Annotated in this window: 14 protein-coding genes; 4 read left to right on the forward strand and 10 right to left on the reverse strand. The window is 72.0% G+C overall.

All coding sequences use genetic code 11. The features are described from left to right. The 3 genes from AB0F81_RS38815 to AB0F81_RS38825 form a co-directional block, all read right to left on the reverse strand. The coding region (locus AB0F81_RS38815) for a GGDEF domain-containing protein (RefSeq protein ID WP_360206142.1) at positions 1-1583 on the reverse strand (1583 nt) is incomplete at its 3' end. Positions 1584-1671: 88 nt separating this feature from the next. Beyond that, positions 1672-3099 carry a GGDEF domain-containing protein gene (locus AB0F81_RS38820; RefSeq protein WP_360206145.1) on the reverse strand — a complete coding sequence of 476 codons (1428 nt, stop codon included), beginning with the start codon at positions 3097-3099 and terminating at the stop codon, positions 1672-1674. A gap of 98 nt (positions 3100-3197) precedes the next feature. Continuing rightward, a complete protein-coding gene (locus AB0F81_RS38825; protein WP_360206148.1) occupies positions 3198-4073 on the reverse strand; it encodes a LysR substrate-binding domain-containing protein in 876 nt (291 codons plus the stop codon). Positions 4074-4143: 70 nt separating this feature from the next. Between AB0F81_RS38825 and AB0F81_RS38830 the strand changes: the two genes are divergently transcribed. Both AB0F81_RS38830 and AB0F81_RS38835 read left to right on the forward strand, forming a co-directional pair. Continuing rightward, the gene (locus AB0F81_RS38830; RefSeq protein WP_360206151.1) at positions 4144-4776 is read left to right on the forward strand and encodes a LysE family translocator; all 633 of its coding nucleotides are present in this window, start codon (positions 4144-4146) and stop codon (positions 4774-4776) included. A gap of 74 nt (positions 4777-4850) precedes the next feature. After that, entirely contained in the window at positions 4851-5546 is a 696-nt protein-coding gene (locus AB0F81_RS38835) for a Pr6Pr family membrane protein (protein WP_360206153.1), read from the forward strand. Positions 5547-5618: 72 nt separating this feature from the next. Here AB0F81_RS38835 and AB0F81_RS38840 read toward each other — a convergent pair whose 3' ends face one another. The 3 genes from AB0F81_RS38840 to AB0F81_RS38850 are packed head-to-tail and all read right to left on the reverse strand — an operon-like array spanning position 5619 to position 9491. Beyond that, on the reverse strand, positions 5619-7745 hold the full coding sequence (locus tag AB0F81_RS38840) for a CHAT domain-containing protein (protein ID WP_360206156.1): 2127 nt from the start codon (positions 7743-7745) through the stop codon (positions 5619-5621). Then, positions 7742-8836: a P-loop NTPase fold protein gene (locus tag AB0F81_RS38845; protein ID WP_360206158.1), complete on the reverse strand. Its 1095-nt coding sequence runs from the start codon at positions 8834-8836 to the stop codon at positions 7742-7744. The genes AB0F81_RS38840 and AB0F81_RS38845 overlap by 4 nt, the downstream gene beginning before the upstream one ends. Then, the gene (locus AB0F81_RS38850) at positions 8829-9491 is read right to left on the reverse strand and encodes a hypothetical protein (RefSeq protein WP_360206161.1); all 663 of its coding nucleotides are present in this window, start codon (positions 9489-9491) and stop codon (positions 8829-8831) included. The genes AB0F81_RS38845 and AB0F81_RS38850 overlap by 8 nt, the downstream gene beginning before the upstream one ends. A 194-nt stretch (positions 9492-9685) precedes the next feature. On the opposite strand from AB0F81_RS38850, the gene AB0F81_RS38855 reads away from it, so the two are divergent. Beyond that, positions 9686-10153 (forward strand): peroxiredoxin, encoded by a 468-nt coding sequence (locus AB0F81_RS38855; RefSeq protein WP_360206164.1) that lies wholly within the window; start codon positions 9686-9688, stop codon positions 10151-10153. Positions 10154-10159: 6 nt separating this feature from the next. Here AB0F81_RS38855 and AB0F81_RS38860 read toward each other — a convergent pair whose 3' ends face one another. Then, complete coding sequence (locus AB0F81_RS38860) at positions 10160-11428, reverse strand: vanadium-dependent haloperoxidase (protein WP_360206166.1); 1269 nt, start codon at positions 11426-11428, stop codon at positions 10160-10162. Between the two features lie 103 nt (positions 11429-11531). Here AB0F81_RS38860 and AB0F81_RS38865 point away from each other — a divergent pair, with 103 nt between their 5' ends. Continuing rightward, positions 11532-12596 carry an ornithine cyclodeaminase family protein gene (locus tag AB0F81_RS38865; RefSeq protein ID WP_360206169.1) on the forward strand — a complete coding sequence of 355 codons (1065 nt, stop codon included), beginning with the start codon at positions 11532-11534 and terminating at the stop codon, positions 12594-12596. Here AB0F81_RS38865 and AB0F81_RS38870 read toward each other — a convergent pair whose 3' ends face one another. The 3 genes from AB0F81_RS38870 to AB0F81_RS38880 form a co-directional block, all read right to left on the reverse strand. Beyond that, a complete protein-coding gene (locus AB0F81_RS38870; RefSeq protein ID WP_360206172.1) occupies positions 12597-12920 on the reverse strand; it encodes a hypothetical protein in 324 nt (107 codons plus the stop codon). It lies immediately after the preceding gene. Continuing rightward, positions 12913-13542 (reverse strand): hypothetical protein, encoded by a 630-nt coding sequence (locus AB0F81_RS38875; protein ID WP_360206174.1) that lies wholly within the window; start codon positions 13540-13542, stop codon positions 12913-12915. Before AB0F81_RS38875 ends, AB0F81_RS38870 begins: the two co-directional genes overlap by 8 nt. A gap of 245 nt (positions 13543-13787) precedes the next feature. Then, a complete protein-coding gene (locus AB0F81_RS38880) occupies positions 13788-14135 on the reverse strand; it encodes a cupin domain-containing protein (RefSeq protein WP_360206177.1) in 348 nt (115 codons plus the stop codon). Between the last annotated feature and the right edge of the window lie 4 nt (positions 14136-14139).

Raw genomic sequence — 14139 nt, forward strand, 5'->3', positions numbered from 1 at the left:
CAGTTCGCGGGAACCGCGGCTCGCCGCACGAGGCGTCGCCAGAACGTCGCGGTGAAACGCCGGAGGACCCGTTCCTCGCCCAGCACCGCGGTGCCCCCGTCGGCCAGGGCCCGGCGCAGGTCGGCGGCCATCTGGCTGCGCCGGGTCACCTGCTGTTCCAGAGCGGCGTCGTAGCACACGGCGGTGGGGCCGACGCCGGCCTGCGCGGCGCGCAGCGCGATGCCGGCCCGCCGGTACAGGTCGGCGGCCTCGGCGTCGCCGCCGTCGGCGACCCCGACGGCCACGTCGATCAGCACGTCCTGACCGTCGACGTGCAGCGGCTCGCGGCCGGCGGCGAGCAGCCGCTCGATCGGGGCGTGGCCCGCCGGACCGGGCAGCAGCAGGCCGAACTCGTCGCCGCCGACCCGGGCGACCACCGCCGCGGTGCCGGCCACACCGGTGATCCGGGCGGCGAACGCGGACAGCAGCGTGTCGCCGGCGGTGGTGCCCAGACTCTCGTTGACCGAGCGGAACCCGATCAGGTCGATCAGCGCCACGGTGCGCGTACCCCGCCGGTCGGTGATGGCCGCGGCCAGGTGCCGCCGGTTGTGCAGGCCGGTCAGCTCGTCGTGCTCGGCGTGATGGGTGACCGCGTTGAGCAGGATGTTGTTGTCCGCCAGCGCGAACGCCTGGCGTGCCGCGACCAGCAGCAGCATGAGGGCGGCGCCGGTCACCAGCTCGCCGCCGAGCTGCCCGGTCCGGGAGTAGACGGTCACGATCAGCGCGCCGGTCAGGGCGCTGGCCACCAGCGGCACGATGGTGCCGCGCCGGATCGAGGCCGGCTGCCGGTTCGCCGGCGTCGCGGCGAGACGGGTCAGACGGGCGGCGAGCGAGCACATCAGGCCGGCCGCCGGCAGCACGGCAGCACTGCCGTTGAGGTGCGGCCACGGGCGCAGCACCTCGATGAGCACCACGGACAGCGGCGCGGCGATGGCGATCGGGCTCAGGAACCACAGCGCCGGCCACGGCATCGGGTTGCTCCGGGCCATCATGGCCTTGAGCACGATGACGATGCCGGCGACCGTGATCGCCAGGACGGCGGTGTTCAACCGGACGGCGGCGGGCTCGTCGGCGAGGGTCCGGCCGAACCACTGCAGATACTCCGAGCCGGCCATCAGCGCCGCCAGCGCCACCACGGTGACGTCCAGGATCGCGGTGGCCCGCTGCCGCCAGGTACGCCGGCTGGCCGGCAACCGCACCATCGTGGTGGCGGCGACAGCCGAGGCGATCACGTAGATGAGCATCGTGCGGGTGCTGACCGGCGGCACCGTGGTCGCCGGCGTGGTCAGCACGTCGACGGTCTGGCTGATCGCGGCCACCAGCATGCCGGTCACCGCGAACGAGAAGCGCCGCCAGAAGGCCCGCAGCGGACCGTCCAGGCTGCGGGCGGTCTGCCGGCAGATGACGAACGCCACGATCAGGCCGAGGACGGCCGGGATCCACACCAGCGCCTTGGGAAAGCTCACCTGGGTGCCGAGGCCGATGAGGCCGACCTCCGCCAGCATCGACGCCGCGGCGGCCAGCCCAGCCGCACCGAGCCGCATGCCCTCTCCTGACTTCCCGTGACGCGCGCCCGCCGGATCGGGCGCGTGCTCGGCATATCGGCTGCCGGGCTGCCGGCTTGAGGAAAGGTCAGGCCGCACGGGCGGCCTTGCGGGCGTACATGGCGGCGTCGGCCCGGGCGATCAGCGCCTCCCGGCTGGTCGCGTCGCCCGGGCCGGCGTGCGCGGCGCCGATCGTCACACCGACCGAGACGGGGCCGGCCGACAGCAGCATCGGCTCGTTCAGCGCGTCATGGATGCGGTCGGCGAGGTCGCCGGCGGTCGCGGCCCGGCGGACCACCAGGAACTCGTCGCCGCCGAGCCGGGCCACCAGGTCGCCGGCCGCGGTGGCGGCGGCCAGCCGCTGCGCGACGACGGTCAGCGCCTCGTCGCCGACCAGGTGCCCGAACCGGTCGTTGATCGGCTTGAAGCCGTTGAGGTCGCACAGCAGGACCGTCACGCCGGCCAGGTCGCCGCGGTGCACGCCGGTGAGCGCGTGGTCGATCTCGCCCATCACGTGGCGGCGGTTGCACAGGCCGGTCAGCTCGTCGTGCGACGCCTGATAGGCGAGGGTCCGCTCGGCGTGCTCGCGCTGCACGGTGAGCCGGTGGATGCGCAGCAGCACCAGCGGGATCACCATCAGGGTGCCGATCGGCAGCAGCAGGCTGGCGGAGTCGCTGCCGCGCATCGTCTGCACCGCGGTCAGCAGCGGGTTCGTGCTGAGCGCGGCGGCCAGCCAGGCGAGGTGGGGCCGCCCACCGGACGGCTGCGCGCCCGGCCGCGGCTCGGTCACCGCGAAGACACCCGGGTGCAGCGGCACCACGGCGAGGGTGAGGAAGGCGAGCAGCCACAGCTGGGCGGCCAGCCGGTCGGCGCCGTCCGCGCTCAGCGAGCCGACGCCCAGGGCCGCCAGCGTGATCGCCGCGGTGACCAGCAGATAGGTGAGCGGGGCGCGGGCCGGTCCGGCCGTGGTCGCCATCCGCAGCAGGCAGCCGATCACGCCGCACAGCACCAGGACGTCGATCAGCAACAGGGTCTGGCCGGTGATCGAGGCGCCGGTCAGGTGCGGCTGGATGCCCCACACCCAGAGCGGGCCGCCGGCGCAGAGCCCCACCAGGGCGGCGTCGACGATCCCGCCGGCGTCCTCGGCCATCCGGCGGCGCAGCCCGAGCGCGGCGCCGGCCAGGAACAGCCCGTGCGAGGCGGAGAGCATCAGGTCGGGCAGGCTCCCCTCGGCCTGCCCGAGGCGGCCGTCGCGGACCCAGGACGGCCAGGCGAGCTGGGCCACCACCAGCAGCGCGAGCCCGCTGACCGCCATCACCCAGGGGCGCCGCAGCGGCAGGTTCCCGGAGCGCAGGGCCACCACGAAGGTGACCGTGGGCAGCGCGGCGACCAGCGTCTGCACGGCCGGTTGCCCGGCGTGGCCGGCGAGCTCGTAGCCGATCGGGGCGACGGTCGCGCAGACCAGGAAGAAGACGTGCACGGCCCAGGCGGGCACGACGGCGCGCGGCCGGCCCATGCTGTCTCCCTCCGACAACCCTGACCTGATCCCATCGGCCGGTTCTCGCCGAAGTTGAGCGCCGGCCGCTCAGCGGGTCTTCTTGGCCAGCGCCTCGGTCAGGCAGCGCAGCAGGCGCTGCACGGCGGGGGAGCGGCCGCCCACCCGCGTGGTGGCGTAGATCTGCCGGGCCAGCCCGCCCGGGCGGGCGATCGGCAGATAGGCCAGCCCGCGCTGGGCGGTCGCCGCCAGCTGGGCACGAGCGAGACACCGAACCCGGCGGCGACCATGGCGAGAACCATGGGATAGCTGTGCACCCGGATCCGGACGCGCGGTTCGAAACCGGCCGCCCGGCACGCCATCTCGGTCACCGCCTGGAAGCCGCTGCCGGTCAGCGCGGCCACCCAGTCGACCCCGGCGAAGCCGGCCAGGTCCACCGGCGCGGGCTCGGCCGGTTGCAGCCGCCGGGGTACGGCGAGCAGCAGCGGCTCGCGGTAGAGCGGTCGTTGGGTGAGCCCGCGCAGGTCGGGGCGGGTCAGCGGGGTGTATTCGTGGGTGACCGCCAGGTCGAGGTCGCCGGCGCGGACCCGGGGCAGCGCCTCGTCCGACTCCAGTTCGGCGAAGTGCAGTTCCACGTCCGGGTGCCGGCGCCGGAACACGGTCAGGGCCGGGATCACGAAGCTCGTGCCGGCCGTGGCGAACGCTGCCATGCGTACCGTCCCGCCGCGCAGCCCGGCCACGTCGCGGACTGCGCGTTCGGCCTCGGCGAGCGACGCCAGCAGGGGTGTGGCGTGCTCGACCAGCACCCGGCCGGCCTCGGTGAGCCGGACGCTGCGGGCCGACCGTTCCAGCAGGGCGGCGCCCAGGTCCCGTTCGAGAGCGGACAGCTGCTGCGAGGCGGCGGCCGCGGTGCAGCCGGCCCGGGCGGCCGCCGCGGCGATGGTCCCGGTGGCCGCGACGTCACGCAGCAGGCTCAGCCGGCGGGGATCGAGCATAAGCAGAACTTACGCTGAGCCCCGCTTCATTCAGATGGAGCTCGCCGTGGCCGCGTGCGAGGCTGATCCGGTGCCTCTTGATCCGCATCTTCTCGTCGCCTTCACCCTGGCCACCGTGGTCGCGACCGCCGCGCCCGGCCCGGACATGCTGTTCGTGCTGAGCTGCGGCATGCGCGGCGGGCCCCGCGCCGGCCTGCTCGCCACCACCGGGATCGCCGCCGGCGAGGCGGTCCACGTGCTGCTGGCCGCGGCCGGCCTGAGCGCGCTGTTCACCGCGGTCCCCGAGGCGTTCACCGTGCTGCGCATCGCCGGCGCGATGTACCTCGCCTACCTGGGCGTCCAGATGATCCGCCAGCGCGGCGACCTGATGCTGCAGCCCGGCGCCGGCGGCCCCGCGCTGCCCGGCCGCCGCGCTTTCCTCTCGGGCTTCCTGACCAACCTGTCCAACCCGAAGATGATCGCCTTCTCGGTGGCGTTCCTGCCCCAGTTCGTCGACCCGTCGCTGGGCTCGGTGTGGGTCCAGTTCGCCGTGCTCGGCGTCATCCTGATCACCGTGGAGTTCCTGATCGACGGCGGAGTCGGCGTCTTCGCCGGCCGCATCGGCCAGTGGCTGCGCGGCCGCCGCTCGCTGCGCCGCCGTATCGACACCGCCACCGGCGGCATCCTCATCGCCCTCGGCCTCCGCCTCGCCGTGGACCAGTAGCGCCGCCTCGCCATCGACCAGCAGCGCCGCCTCGCCGCCTCGCCGGATTGACCATGACATGGAAGCATGCCGGTATGACATCGAGCGGGGGCCGATCGTCTCGGGCCTGGCACGGTCTGATCGCGATCGTGGTGCTGGCCGCCCTCATCACGCAGATCACCCTGATCCTCACCGGCGGCGCGGACGCGAACTCCGGCCGCACCGACTCCGCGACCGGCACGGGCGTGCGGCTGTTCCGGCTCTTCAGCTACTTCACGATCCAGAGCAACCTGCTCGTCCTGGCAACCGCGGCGCTGCTCGCCCTCGATCCGTGGCGTGACAGCCGCCGCTGGCGGGTCGCCCGCCTGGACGCCCTGCTGGGCATCGTCATCACCGGCGCGGTCTTCGGCACCGTGCTGGCCTCCCAGGTCCACCTCACCGGGCTGTCCTGGTGGCTCACCGTCGCCTTCCACTACGTCTCCCCGTGGGCCTACCTGCTCGGCTGGCTCATCTTCGGCCCGAGACCCCGGATCACCTGGGGCACCGTCGCCGCCGCGTTCGTCTGGCCCGCCGCCTGGATCACCTACACCTTCGTGCACGGCGCGCTCACCGACTGGTACCCGTACCCGTTCCTCACCGTCACGGAGATCGGCTACCCGGCGGCGCTGCGCAACACCGGCCTGGTGCTGGTGGTCGCGGCGGCACTGGCCGCCCTCTTCAAAATGCTCGACGCCCGGCTGCCGGCGCGCGCCGCCCGCCCGGAGCCGGCCACGCGGACGCCGGCCCCCTGATCAACCTGTCGCCATGGTGCCTGGCCGAAGCGATGGCGCATCGCTTCGGGGCAACCATCGCCGCAGCGACGATCAACGGCGCGTTGGCAGGCGCAGCCGGATGGACTGCAGGTCGGCCAACTCTGAGGCGAAAGTCGCCCATGCCGACCAATCGCCGCCCTGCATGAAGACGCCCTTACGGGCCTCGGTTACACATTCCTCGAGCGGATGACCGTCGATGAAAGCCTGGTAGAACTCCTGGGCGAAGCGAAGCGCCGCGGTGTCGCCCACGTTGCGGACCGTCGCGACCACGGCGGGGACACCCTGACGCACGATCGACTGGCAGAGCCCGAATGCCGACTCGTCAGCGCCCGGATTGACGCCCGTCATGCAGCCGTTGAGCACGGCCAGCACGACCCCGGAGTCCTGCAACTCGTTGGTGAGTTTCTCAGCGGTCAGGTCGAATCGCCGACCCTGATCGTCGGACAAGACCAATGCTGCCTGTTTCTCATCCGTGTTGACCATGGCATGACCCATGTAGTGCAGCACGTGGGGACGGAAGCGGCGCAGGTTCTCCCGTAAACCGCGCTCTGTCGCCCGCGCGATGGAGTGCAGCGTGGCAGTCTGCTGTAGTTCGGCCTCGGCGAAGCTTTCTTTGAGCAGTTGCATCTCCTGCCGCGCACCGGGCAGGGCGGGCACCCCGTCCGGCTCGGCGAGGACCTGGAGAACCCGTAGCGGCGCACCGATGGTGTGCGGGAAAAGGCTGACCGGGTCCGACACCGTCCTGATCACGGACAGCTTGCGGGTCAGCCCGGCAGTGATCCGCAGCCGGGGTATCCGCAGACACTCCCATTGCAGATCCGCGACGGCGCTGCTCTCCGACTCGACAGTCAGGCGCACCCGATCGCGTCGGGCGAGAATGTCGAGGAGAACCGCGGTTGCTTTCGCATCGGCGCCGAAGGTCTGTTCCCAAAGTCTGAGGCCGAACTCCTCCGTCGTCACCGCCGGATCCTCGGGCGCGGCGATGAGGTCTCGCGTCACCGGCCCGGTGCGGCGCCCGTCGGGCGGCAATCCGTGATAGAGGTGCGAGAAACGGTTGGCAGCCTCGGTCAGTTCCTTCACCTTGATGGTGACCGTCCACTTGACGTCGTCTCCTTGCGGAGGCCGCAGGACAGCGGTGCCTTTCCAGGTCTCCCGGGGTTCTTTGGGCCCGTCCTTCAGGATCAGTTCGGCGTCGCGGTACGCGGCGAGCTCCTCCGACTCCGGCCGTGGCGTCGCGGGACGCTGCTCCCCACCGGCCGCGTATGCGAGAAAGCCGTCATTGATCGCTCGGAAGTGCGGCGCGGTCCGGAGGAACTCCTTGAGGTGTTCGTCGTCGAGGAACTGCGCCCATGCCTCGGCGGGCACCTCAGCGTCCTCGTCGCCAAGCACCTGCGCCTCGAGCTGACGCAGACGGCGGACGCCGCCGGGCATCCGGACCCTCTCCATCAGGTCCGGCCAGCCCAGCTCCAGCATCCGGAGCTTTGCGAAGCGGCGCCGCCGCACCAGGTCGAGCGCCACGTCGAGTCGCGTCCGTACACAGAGGTCGAAGGCCGGATTCGTCACGCGGGCCCTCTCCAGGAGTGTCTGGGCGAGAGTCTGGTACTCGGTGACGTTGTCGAGGTAGTCACCCAAATGCGAAGGGTGGCGACCCAGCGCGATGACGTCGGATTGAAGGTGCTCCACCGGGGTTTGCGCCAATCGGGGCGCGCCGCCGACCAGGGACCGCCATTCCTCCCGGTCGAGATTGCGTTCCGAGTCCAAGAGTTCGGCCAGGGCAGGTCTCTCAGCGCTTTCCGCGCTGTCATTCGGCTCCGCGAGCCACTTCTCGAGCGCGCCCATCGCGGCCGGGAAGTCCGGCCGTGTGCTCGCGTGCCGCAGAGCCTCGGCACGGTTGTGGTCCCGGTTCCAGAGCCGCAGGACCCGGATGAAGAACTGCTGGTGGAGCCACTCCAGCGAGGTGGTTCCCGACTGCTCCGCGACCTTTGCCGCAATGAATGTGAACGGGCCGTCCGCACTCTCGATCGTGCCGCCGACTGCCTTGGCGTCGGCGAACCTCGCGAGAATCTCGATGGCGGGTTTCCGCGACCCTTCGTCAGCCGTTCCGCTCGTCGGCTGCCCGGTCACGGAGGCGCGCACCATCTGACGCCACCACCGCAGGTGGTCCGTCGTGTCGCTCATGCTGGCCTCCTCTCCGGTTTGTAGTGCAGCGAAAGCAGATCGCATTGCTGCTTCAACCGGCGTGGGTTCCCCTGGGTAGCGAGGTTGAGGAGGTCCGCGGCGCCGACCCACTCCGGGAAATGGCCGCCGATGAGCTGGGTGGTCGACAGATCCCGCATCTCCGAGACCGATACACCTCGCTGAACGATCTTCTCCAAGTAGTTCCGGGCGTTCGCCGCGTGGGTGTCCTCGGCTCCGAGGCGCGTCGTGAGGCCCCGTTCGAGGACCTTTCGGTCGACTGCGATGACGAACAGACACTCTGCGCCGGTCGACGTGCATTCGGCCAGGAAGATCTTGAGCGTTTCCAGGACGTCCAGGGCGACTTCGGGAAGGCAACGGTCGAGGTCGTCGACGAGAACCATCGTGCGAGGCTTTCCGGCAGCTGCGAACAACTGCCTCACCGCCCGCCGCATCTCTTCAACTCCTTGGACCTCGCGGTTTCTGGCCGCGGCCGACTTCGCGGCGTCCTCGCCCTTGCCGAAGAGATTCCGAAGCGCGGCGATCGGCGGCGCGGCGGACGCGGCCACGTCCAGGGCGAACCCGGAGAGCACTGTCAGTTGGCGTGCCGCCTCACTGTCTCGCCCGGTGCGTGCGGTCAGCACGGTCGCACGTCCCAGGCGGGCCATGAGTTCCTGGTAGGCGTTGTCACCTGCGGACCCGTCCGGTTGTGGAAACAGCGGCCGAAGCAACATTCGCCGCAAACGGGTGGGCACGGATTCCGATGTGAGTTCCTCGACGTCGGCCTCGTCGGTGGGGCGGTAGACGGCGCGGGCGATGGTCTCCAGCAGGGCGCGCCAGATCGCGTCGGCGGTGACGTACGGCCACGCGGAGAACTCGACGAACCGCGAGTCGGTCCATCCTGTGCGCTGTCGCAGATGATGCTCGATCAGATGCGCGAACGTCGTCTTTCCCTCACCCCAGGACCCGTAAAGGCCCAGGGTGAACGGGAGCGGGTCGGTTGCGAGCTGTTCCGCGAGATCAGCGGCGTAGCCGTCCATCTCCAGAAGATCGTCGTCGGGCTTCCGGACCGGCGCATCGTTGTTGTCACGCATGCCGGCCCCCGGCCCGGAAGATCCAGACGGCGAACAAGCCCAGCAGGATCACGGCGGCGGCGACCCAGCCGAGGCTCACTCCGGCCAGCAGAACGAACAGCAGCAGTAGGCTCCCCGGGACCGCGAAACGCGCATGCACCAGACGTTCCTGCCGGAGCCGGATGAGCCGCAGCCCGCCCCATAGGGTGATGAGAGCCGCCCACAGCAGCAGCGTCAGCACCCCGAGACTCGCTCGGGCCAGCCACCCCAGGCGGTCGGCCGCGGCGCGCTCGCTCTTTCTGGCCTTCTCGGCAGCGACACGAACCGCACTATCAGCGGCGACCTGATCCAGCACGGCCGCGTCCCGACGTGCTCGCAGGACGGTGATCAGCGCTTCTCGGTCGTCGACCCGCTTCTTGATCTTCTTGGCTTGATCGGCCGGCGCTCGGGCCAGGGCGACCCGGTCGGCTTCCTGATCGACGGTTTCCTTGACGATCCGCGCGGTGAGCGCTTTGCGCTCGTCATTCTTGTGCTGGGCCTGCTGTTGTGCTCGGACCAACTGGCCGGCTCGCTGGCGGGTGGCTACAGCCGGGCCGTCGCGATCCCACGGCAGATCCACCTTGGGACGCACAGCCGACGCGGTCGCCAGACAGACGACACCGATCACGACGACCATTCCTGCATCCAGGCGGCTGATGTGGGCTGATCGTCCACGGGGCACGATGGAACGCTACCGTCCGTCAGTGACCTGAGCCACCTGTCCGATCGGTCGAGTGACACCTGCCCGGAAACAGCCGCGGCGAGCGGCTTTCCTGTTGGCCGCCGCGGCGAGCGAAGGTGACGGCGATTCGCCTCCGTACACTGGCTCGGGTGACCATCGGCAAGGGCGACATCGCGCCCGACTTCGAACTGCCCGACCAGGACGGCACGCCGCGGCGGCTGGCCGACCTCCTCGCGGACGGGCCCGTCGTCCTCTTCTTCTACCCCGGGGCGATGACCAAGGGCTGCACCGCCGAGGCCTGCCACTTCCGTGACCTGGCGGCGGAGTATCGCGCGGCCGGTGTGCAGCGGGTGGGCATCAGCCGGGACCCGATCGAGAAGCAGAAGCAGTTCGCGGAGACCTACACCTTCGACTATCCGCTGCTGTCCGATGCCGACTCCACGACGATCGCGGCCTACGGGGTGAAGCGCAAGCTCAACCTCGGCCCGCTGAGCACCAAGCGGATGACCTTCGTGATTGGGACCGACCAGCGGATCCTCGAGGTGATCCACAGCGAGCTGGACATGAACCAGCACGCGGCCGACGCGCTGCGGGTGGCGTCCGCCGCCACGTCCTGAGGCTGGTCAGCGAGGGCAGGCGCCGTAGTGGGTGGGTCCGCTGCGGCGCAGCAGCGAGGTGGCCAGCACCTCGGCCGCGACGTCGCGGCCCACGCCGAGCCCGGCCCGGTTGCTGAAGTCGAAGTGCTGCCCGCCGTAGACCCGGGACCGCCCGGCCTCCGCGGCCGCGGCCGTGAAGCCCGGATAGCCGCGGGCGGCGCCGCCGGGCGCGGAGTCGGTGGCGTGGCTGAATGCGATCGTGTCGCGGCAGAAGAAGCCGGCCAGCACGGTCGCGCCGGCGCCGCTGTACGAGCTGTGCCCGGACACGTACTCCGGGGTCCCGCCCACGCTGCCGGCCCGCGCGGACCAGCCCGGGTTCGGCGCGGTGACCGGGTTGCCGTCGGTGTCGCCCTCGCGGATCGCGGTCGTCGGGCGCCAGTGCCGGTAGGTGTACTTGGCGCCCACCGTCGCCACGGTGGTGTCGGCGAGCGCCATCGTCAGCAGCGCGCCCAGCCGGGCCTCGTCGGCCAGTGCGAGACCCTGCTTCCCGGCGACGCCCAGCCCGATCCGCAGCCATTCGCCGGGCGGCTGGCTGGACCCGGCCGGCAGCGACCAGAACTGATAGGTGGCGAGCAGGCCGTCGTCCGGCAGGGCGGCATCGCCGAGGACGGCCACTTCGGCGTACGCGGCGGCGTATGCCAGGCTGGTCAGCGCCGGCGGCGGACCGGGGACGTGCCGCGCCGGGTCGGCCACCGCGAAGGGGCGCACCCGGCGGTACTGCGTGCCGGACCAGGCAGCCCGGAACATGCCGGGCCCGGCGCCGGCCGGCTGGCTCTCCACCGGCGTGGAACCGTCGCCGGTGCGGGCCGCGACCACCGACTCGCCGACCTGACGGCCCCACTCGGCGCCGCCGGCCACGCCGTCACCGTCCAGCCGGGCCAGGTCGTCGTGCAGCCGTGCGTCATAGCCGGGTGTGCGCGCCGGGTCGAGGCGCACCAGCACCGCGTGCGCGGCGGCGGCCGCGGCTGCCTGCGGATCGGCATGTCGTGGTCCCGGCCCCGGCACCAGCGCCGGGCTGCGCCGGTCGTGGGCGAGCCCGTTGACCGCGTCGTAGATCGCCACGTTGACCATGGCGTAGAGCCGGGCGGCGTCCGCGTCGGTGGCCCGGGTGGCGCGCACGGCGTCGAGGGCGAACCCGTTCCAGACCTGCACGGCGTCGATGTCGGCGCGGACCGGCTCGGTGGTGACCGGCAGGCCGGCCAGCGTCAGGGCGGCGACGAACACCAGCTTGTTCACGTTCCCACCCTGCACCCGTATTCATCGGCCGCAATCAATGGGTCGTTGATCGGACTACGGTCGAACCGGTGCGGGACGATACCTGGAGCGGAGGAGGCTGCGGATGATCGTGCTGGACGGCCCGGACACCCGGGCTGCGCTGCCCATGACCGACGCGATCGCCGCCGCGCGCGAGGCGATGCTGGCCACCGCCGGCGAGCAGCTGCGCCAGCCGTTGCGCACCGTGATCGACGGCGGTCCGGCCGGTTTCCTCGGCGCGATGCCGGTGTGCGTGGCCGATCCGGCGCAGCCGCTGTTCGCCGTGAAGACGATCGTGGTGAAGCCGGCCAACCCGTCCCGCGGCCTGCCCACCCACAACGGCCTGGTCCTGCTCTTCGACGGTGACACCGGGCTGCCCACCGCCGTGGCCGACGCCGCGGCGATCACCGAGATCCGCACGGCCGCGGTCTCCGCCGTGGCCACCGGCGCGCTGGCGCGCACCGGCGCGGCAAGCCTCGCCGTCATCGGCACCGGCGCGCAGGCGCGCACGCACCTGGAGGCCATGCTCCAGGTCCGGCCGATCACGTCGGTTCAGGTCTGGGGGCGTACGCCGCAGCGCGCCACCGAGTTCGCCGAGTGGGCGCGGGCCCAGTTCGACGTCAGGGTGACCGTGGCTGCCTCACCCGGCGAGGCCGCGGCCGGCGCTGATGTCGTCTGCACCGTGACCGCCTCGCCGACCCCGCTGCTGTCGGCTGTCGCGCCGGGCACCCACCTCAATGCCGTCGGCGCCAGCCGCCCCGGTTCCCGCGAGCTGGCGCCCGCCCTGGTGGCACGCTGCCGCATCATCGTGGACAGCCGCGAGTCAGCCGCCGCCGAGGCCGACGACCTGCTCCTGCCGGCCGAGGCAGCGCGCCGCGCCGAGGCAGCGCGCCGCGCCGAGCCAGCCACGGAGCCCGGCGTGGAGCCCGGCCGCCCCAACCAGTCGGGGGAGGGGCCGCGCCGGGCTGAGATTGCCGCGGAGCTGGGTGAGGTGCTCGCCGGCCGGGTGCCCGGCCGCACCGGCCCGGACGAGATCACGCTGTTCAAGTCGGTCGGCCTGGCGGTGCAGGACCTCTACGCGGCCCGCGCGGCCGCCCGGCGGGCCGCCGAGGCCGGCATCGGCACCCACGTGCCGATGCGGAAGGGCTGACTACTTCCGGCGCGGGACCGGTGGTTTCCCGGTGAGCAGGATCGTCACGACGGTCATCGTGCCGGCGCCCGCGCTGACCACCCCGCCGAGGATCTGCTGGGAGTGGATGAGGTAGGTGGACAGGGCCAGTGACCCGGCGAACAGCAGCACCGCCAGGATCAGCCGTGCCCAGGCCATCCGCCGCACGTGTACCGCGTCCTTGGCGATCTGCTCCAGCAGGATCGCCGGTGCGTTCTCGTCGACCTTCTTCCACTCGGCGACGGCGCCGGGCGGCAGCAGGCCCGGCCACGCGGTGGACGACATCGGTGACGACGGCTCAGCCATGTGCACCACCACGGGAGGAGGGAACGACGTAGGAGGACATGGCGTCGGTGAGCCGTTCGATGCGCTCGGCCGTGCGCACGGCGGCGAAGTTGGCGGCGGCCTCCCGGCTCAGCGGCAGGTTGAGCCGGTATGCCCAGCGGGCCCGACGCTCCCGTTTCCGCAGGTCAGCGATCGCGGCGAGGAGGTCGTGTGCCCTGCTGTCCCATGCGGCTGCCGCCGAGTGGCCCGCGGCGGGACGAGGTTCAGCCTCGAGCAGTCGTGCGGTGGCTCGCCGGACGCCGGCGATCTCCCGCGCCAGCAGCGGGTGTGCGCTGGCGCTCGCGGCGTCGCCGAGGGAGGGCAGAGCTGCGAGCTCGCCCGACAGCAGCGTTCGGATCTCGTGGACCGAAAGTCCCCGGTGCCGCTGCTGGATCAGGGCGCCCCGCGCGCCGGAGGCGAGGCGGCGCTTCTGCCCGGATGTCATGACGGCCAGCAGGTACGGCGCGGTCAGGACCAGGGCGGTGGTGCCGAGCGCACTGGCCACCAGCACCCTGTTGTCGCTCGATTCGCGGCCGAAGGCGAGGAAGCCCGCCACGACCACCAGGGCCAGCAGGGCGAGCGCGTGCAGGGCTTTCGGGCCCATCGCCGCGGCGCGGAGGCGCAGGCGCGCCCGAAGCGGCAGAGGAGGCGGCTCGGACGCCGGCGGGTCAGCGCCCGGGGGAGGGGAAACCCCGTAGTCCTCGGGGTCCCAGAAGGTCGAGCGCTTCTCTCGCCACAGTGGCTCGGGCGGTGGAGTTCCGGGCGGCGAGGGGTCGGGTGTAGCGCCGGACGTGACCGGTCCTCGACCCTTCTGCTCCTCATCCATGCCCTTCATTGTCCACGGCGGGCTCAATCCGGCACAGGCGCCGAACCGACCGCGACGGTCAGCAGCACGACACTGTCCTGGACGGCGTCGAGCCGGTGCCGGGCGTCCGGGATCACCAGCAACTCGCCGGTGGACGCGTCGGCGCTGTCCTCGCCCGCCACCAGCCGCACCCGGCCGCGCAGGACGTGCAGGGTCGCCTCGCCCGGGCTCTCGTGCTCGTCGAGGCGCTGCCCACCGGCCAGCGCGATGAGCGTCTGCCGCAGCGTCGCGGCGTGGCCACCGACGACGGTGTGCGCGCTGCGCCCGCCGGACGCGGTCCGTGCCGCTGCCAGGTGCTGTTCGGCCAGGTCGGCGAGGGAGGTCTTCTGCACGGGA

The sequence above is a fragment of the Actinoplanes sp. NPDC024001 genome, from assembly GCF_040638955.1.
Taxonomy (GTDB): Bacteria; Actinomycetota; Actinomycetes; order Mycobacteriales; family Micromonosporaceae; genus Actinoplanes.

What these genes read in the sequence shown, in the direction of transcription:
- AB0F81_RS38820 (WP_360206145.1), bottom strand. Translation starts at nt 3,099, where the DNA reads ATGGGCCGGCCGCGCGCCGTCGTGCCCGCCTGGGCCGTGCACGTCTTC.
- AB0F81_RS38825 (WP_360206148.1), bottom strand. Translation starts at nt 4,073, where the DNA reads ATGCTCGATCCCCGCCGGCTGAGCCTGCTGCGTGACGTCGCGGCCACC.
- AB0F81_RS38835 (WP_360206153.1), top strand. Translation starts at nt 4,851, where the DNA reads ATGACATCGAGCGGGGGCCGATCGTCTCGGGCCTGGCACGGTCTGATC.
- AB0F81_RS38840 (WP_360206156.1), bottom strand. Translation starts at nt 7,745, where the DNA reads ATGAGCGACACGACGGACCACCTGCGGTGGTGGCGTCAGATGGTGCGC.
- AB0F81_RS38845 (WP_360206158.1), bottom strand. Translation starts at nt 8,836, where the DNA reads ATGCGTGACAACAACGATGCGCCGGTCCGGAAGCCCGACGACGATCTT.
- AB0F81_RS38850 (WP_360206161.1), bottom strand. Translation starts at nt 9,491, where the DNA reads ATGGTCGTCGTGATCGGTGTCGTCTGTCTGGCGACCGCGTCGGCTGTG.
- AB0F81_RS38865 (WP_360206169.1), top strand. Translation starts at nt 11,532, where the DNA reads ATGATCGTGCTGGACGGCCCGGACACCCGGGCTGCGCTGCCCATGACC.
- AB0F81_RS38870 (WP_360206172.1), bottom strand. Translation starts at nt 12,920, where the DNA reads ATGGCTGAGCCGTCGTCACCGATGTCGTCCACCGCGTGGCCGGGCCTG.
- AB0F81_RS38875 (WP_360206174.1), bottom strand. Translation starts at nt 13,542, where the DNA reads ATGGGCCCGAAAGCCCTGCACGCGCTCGCCCTGCTGGCCCTGGTGGTC.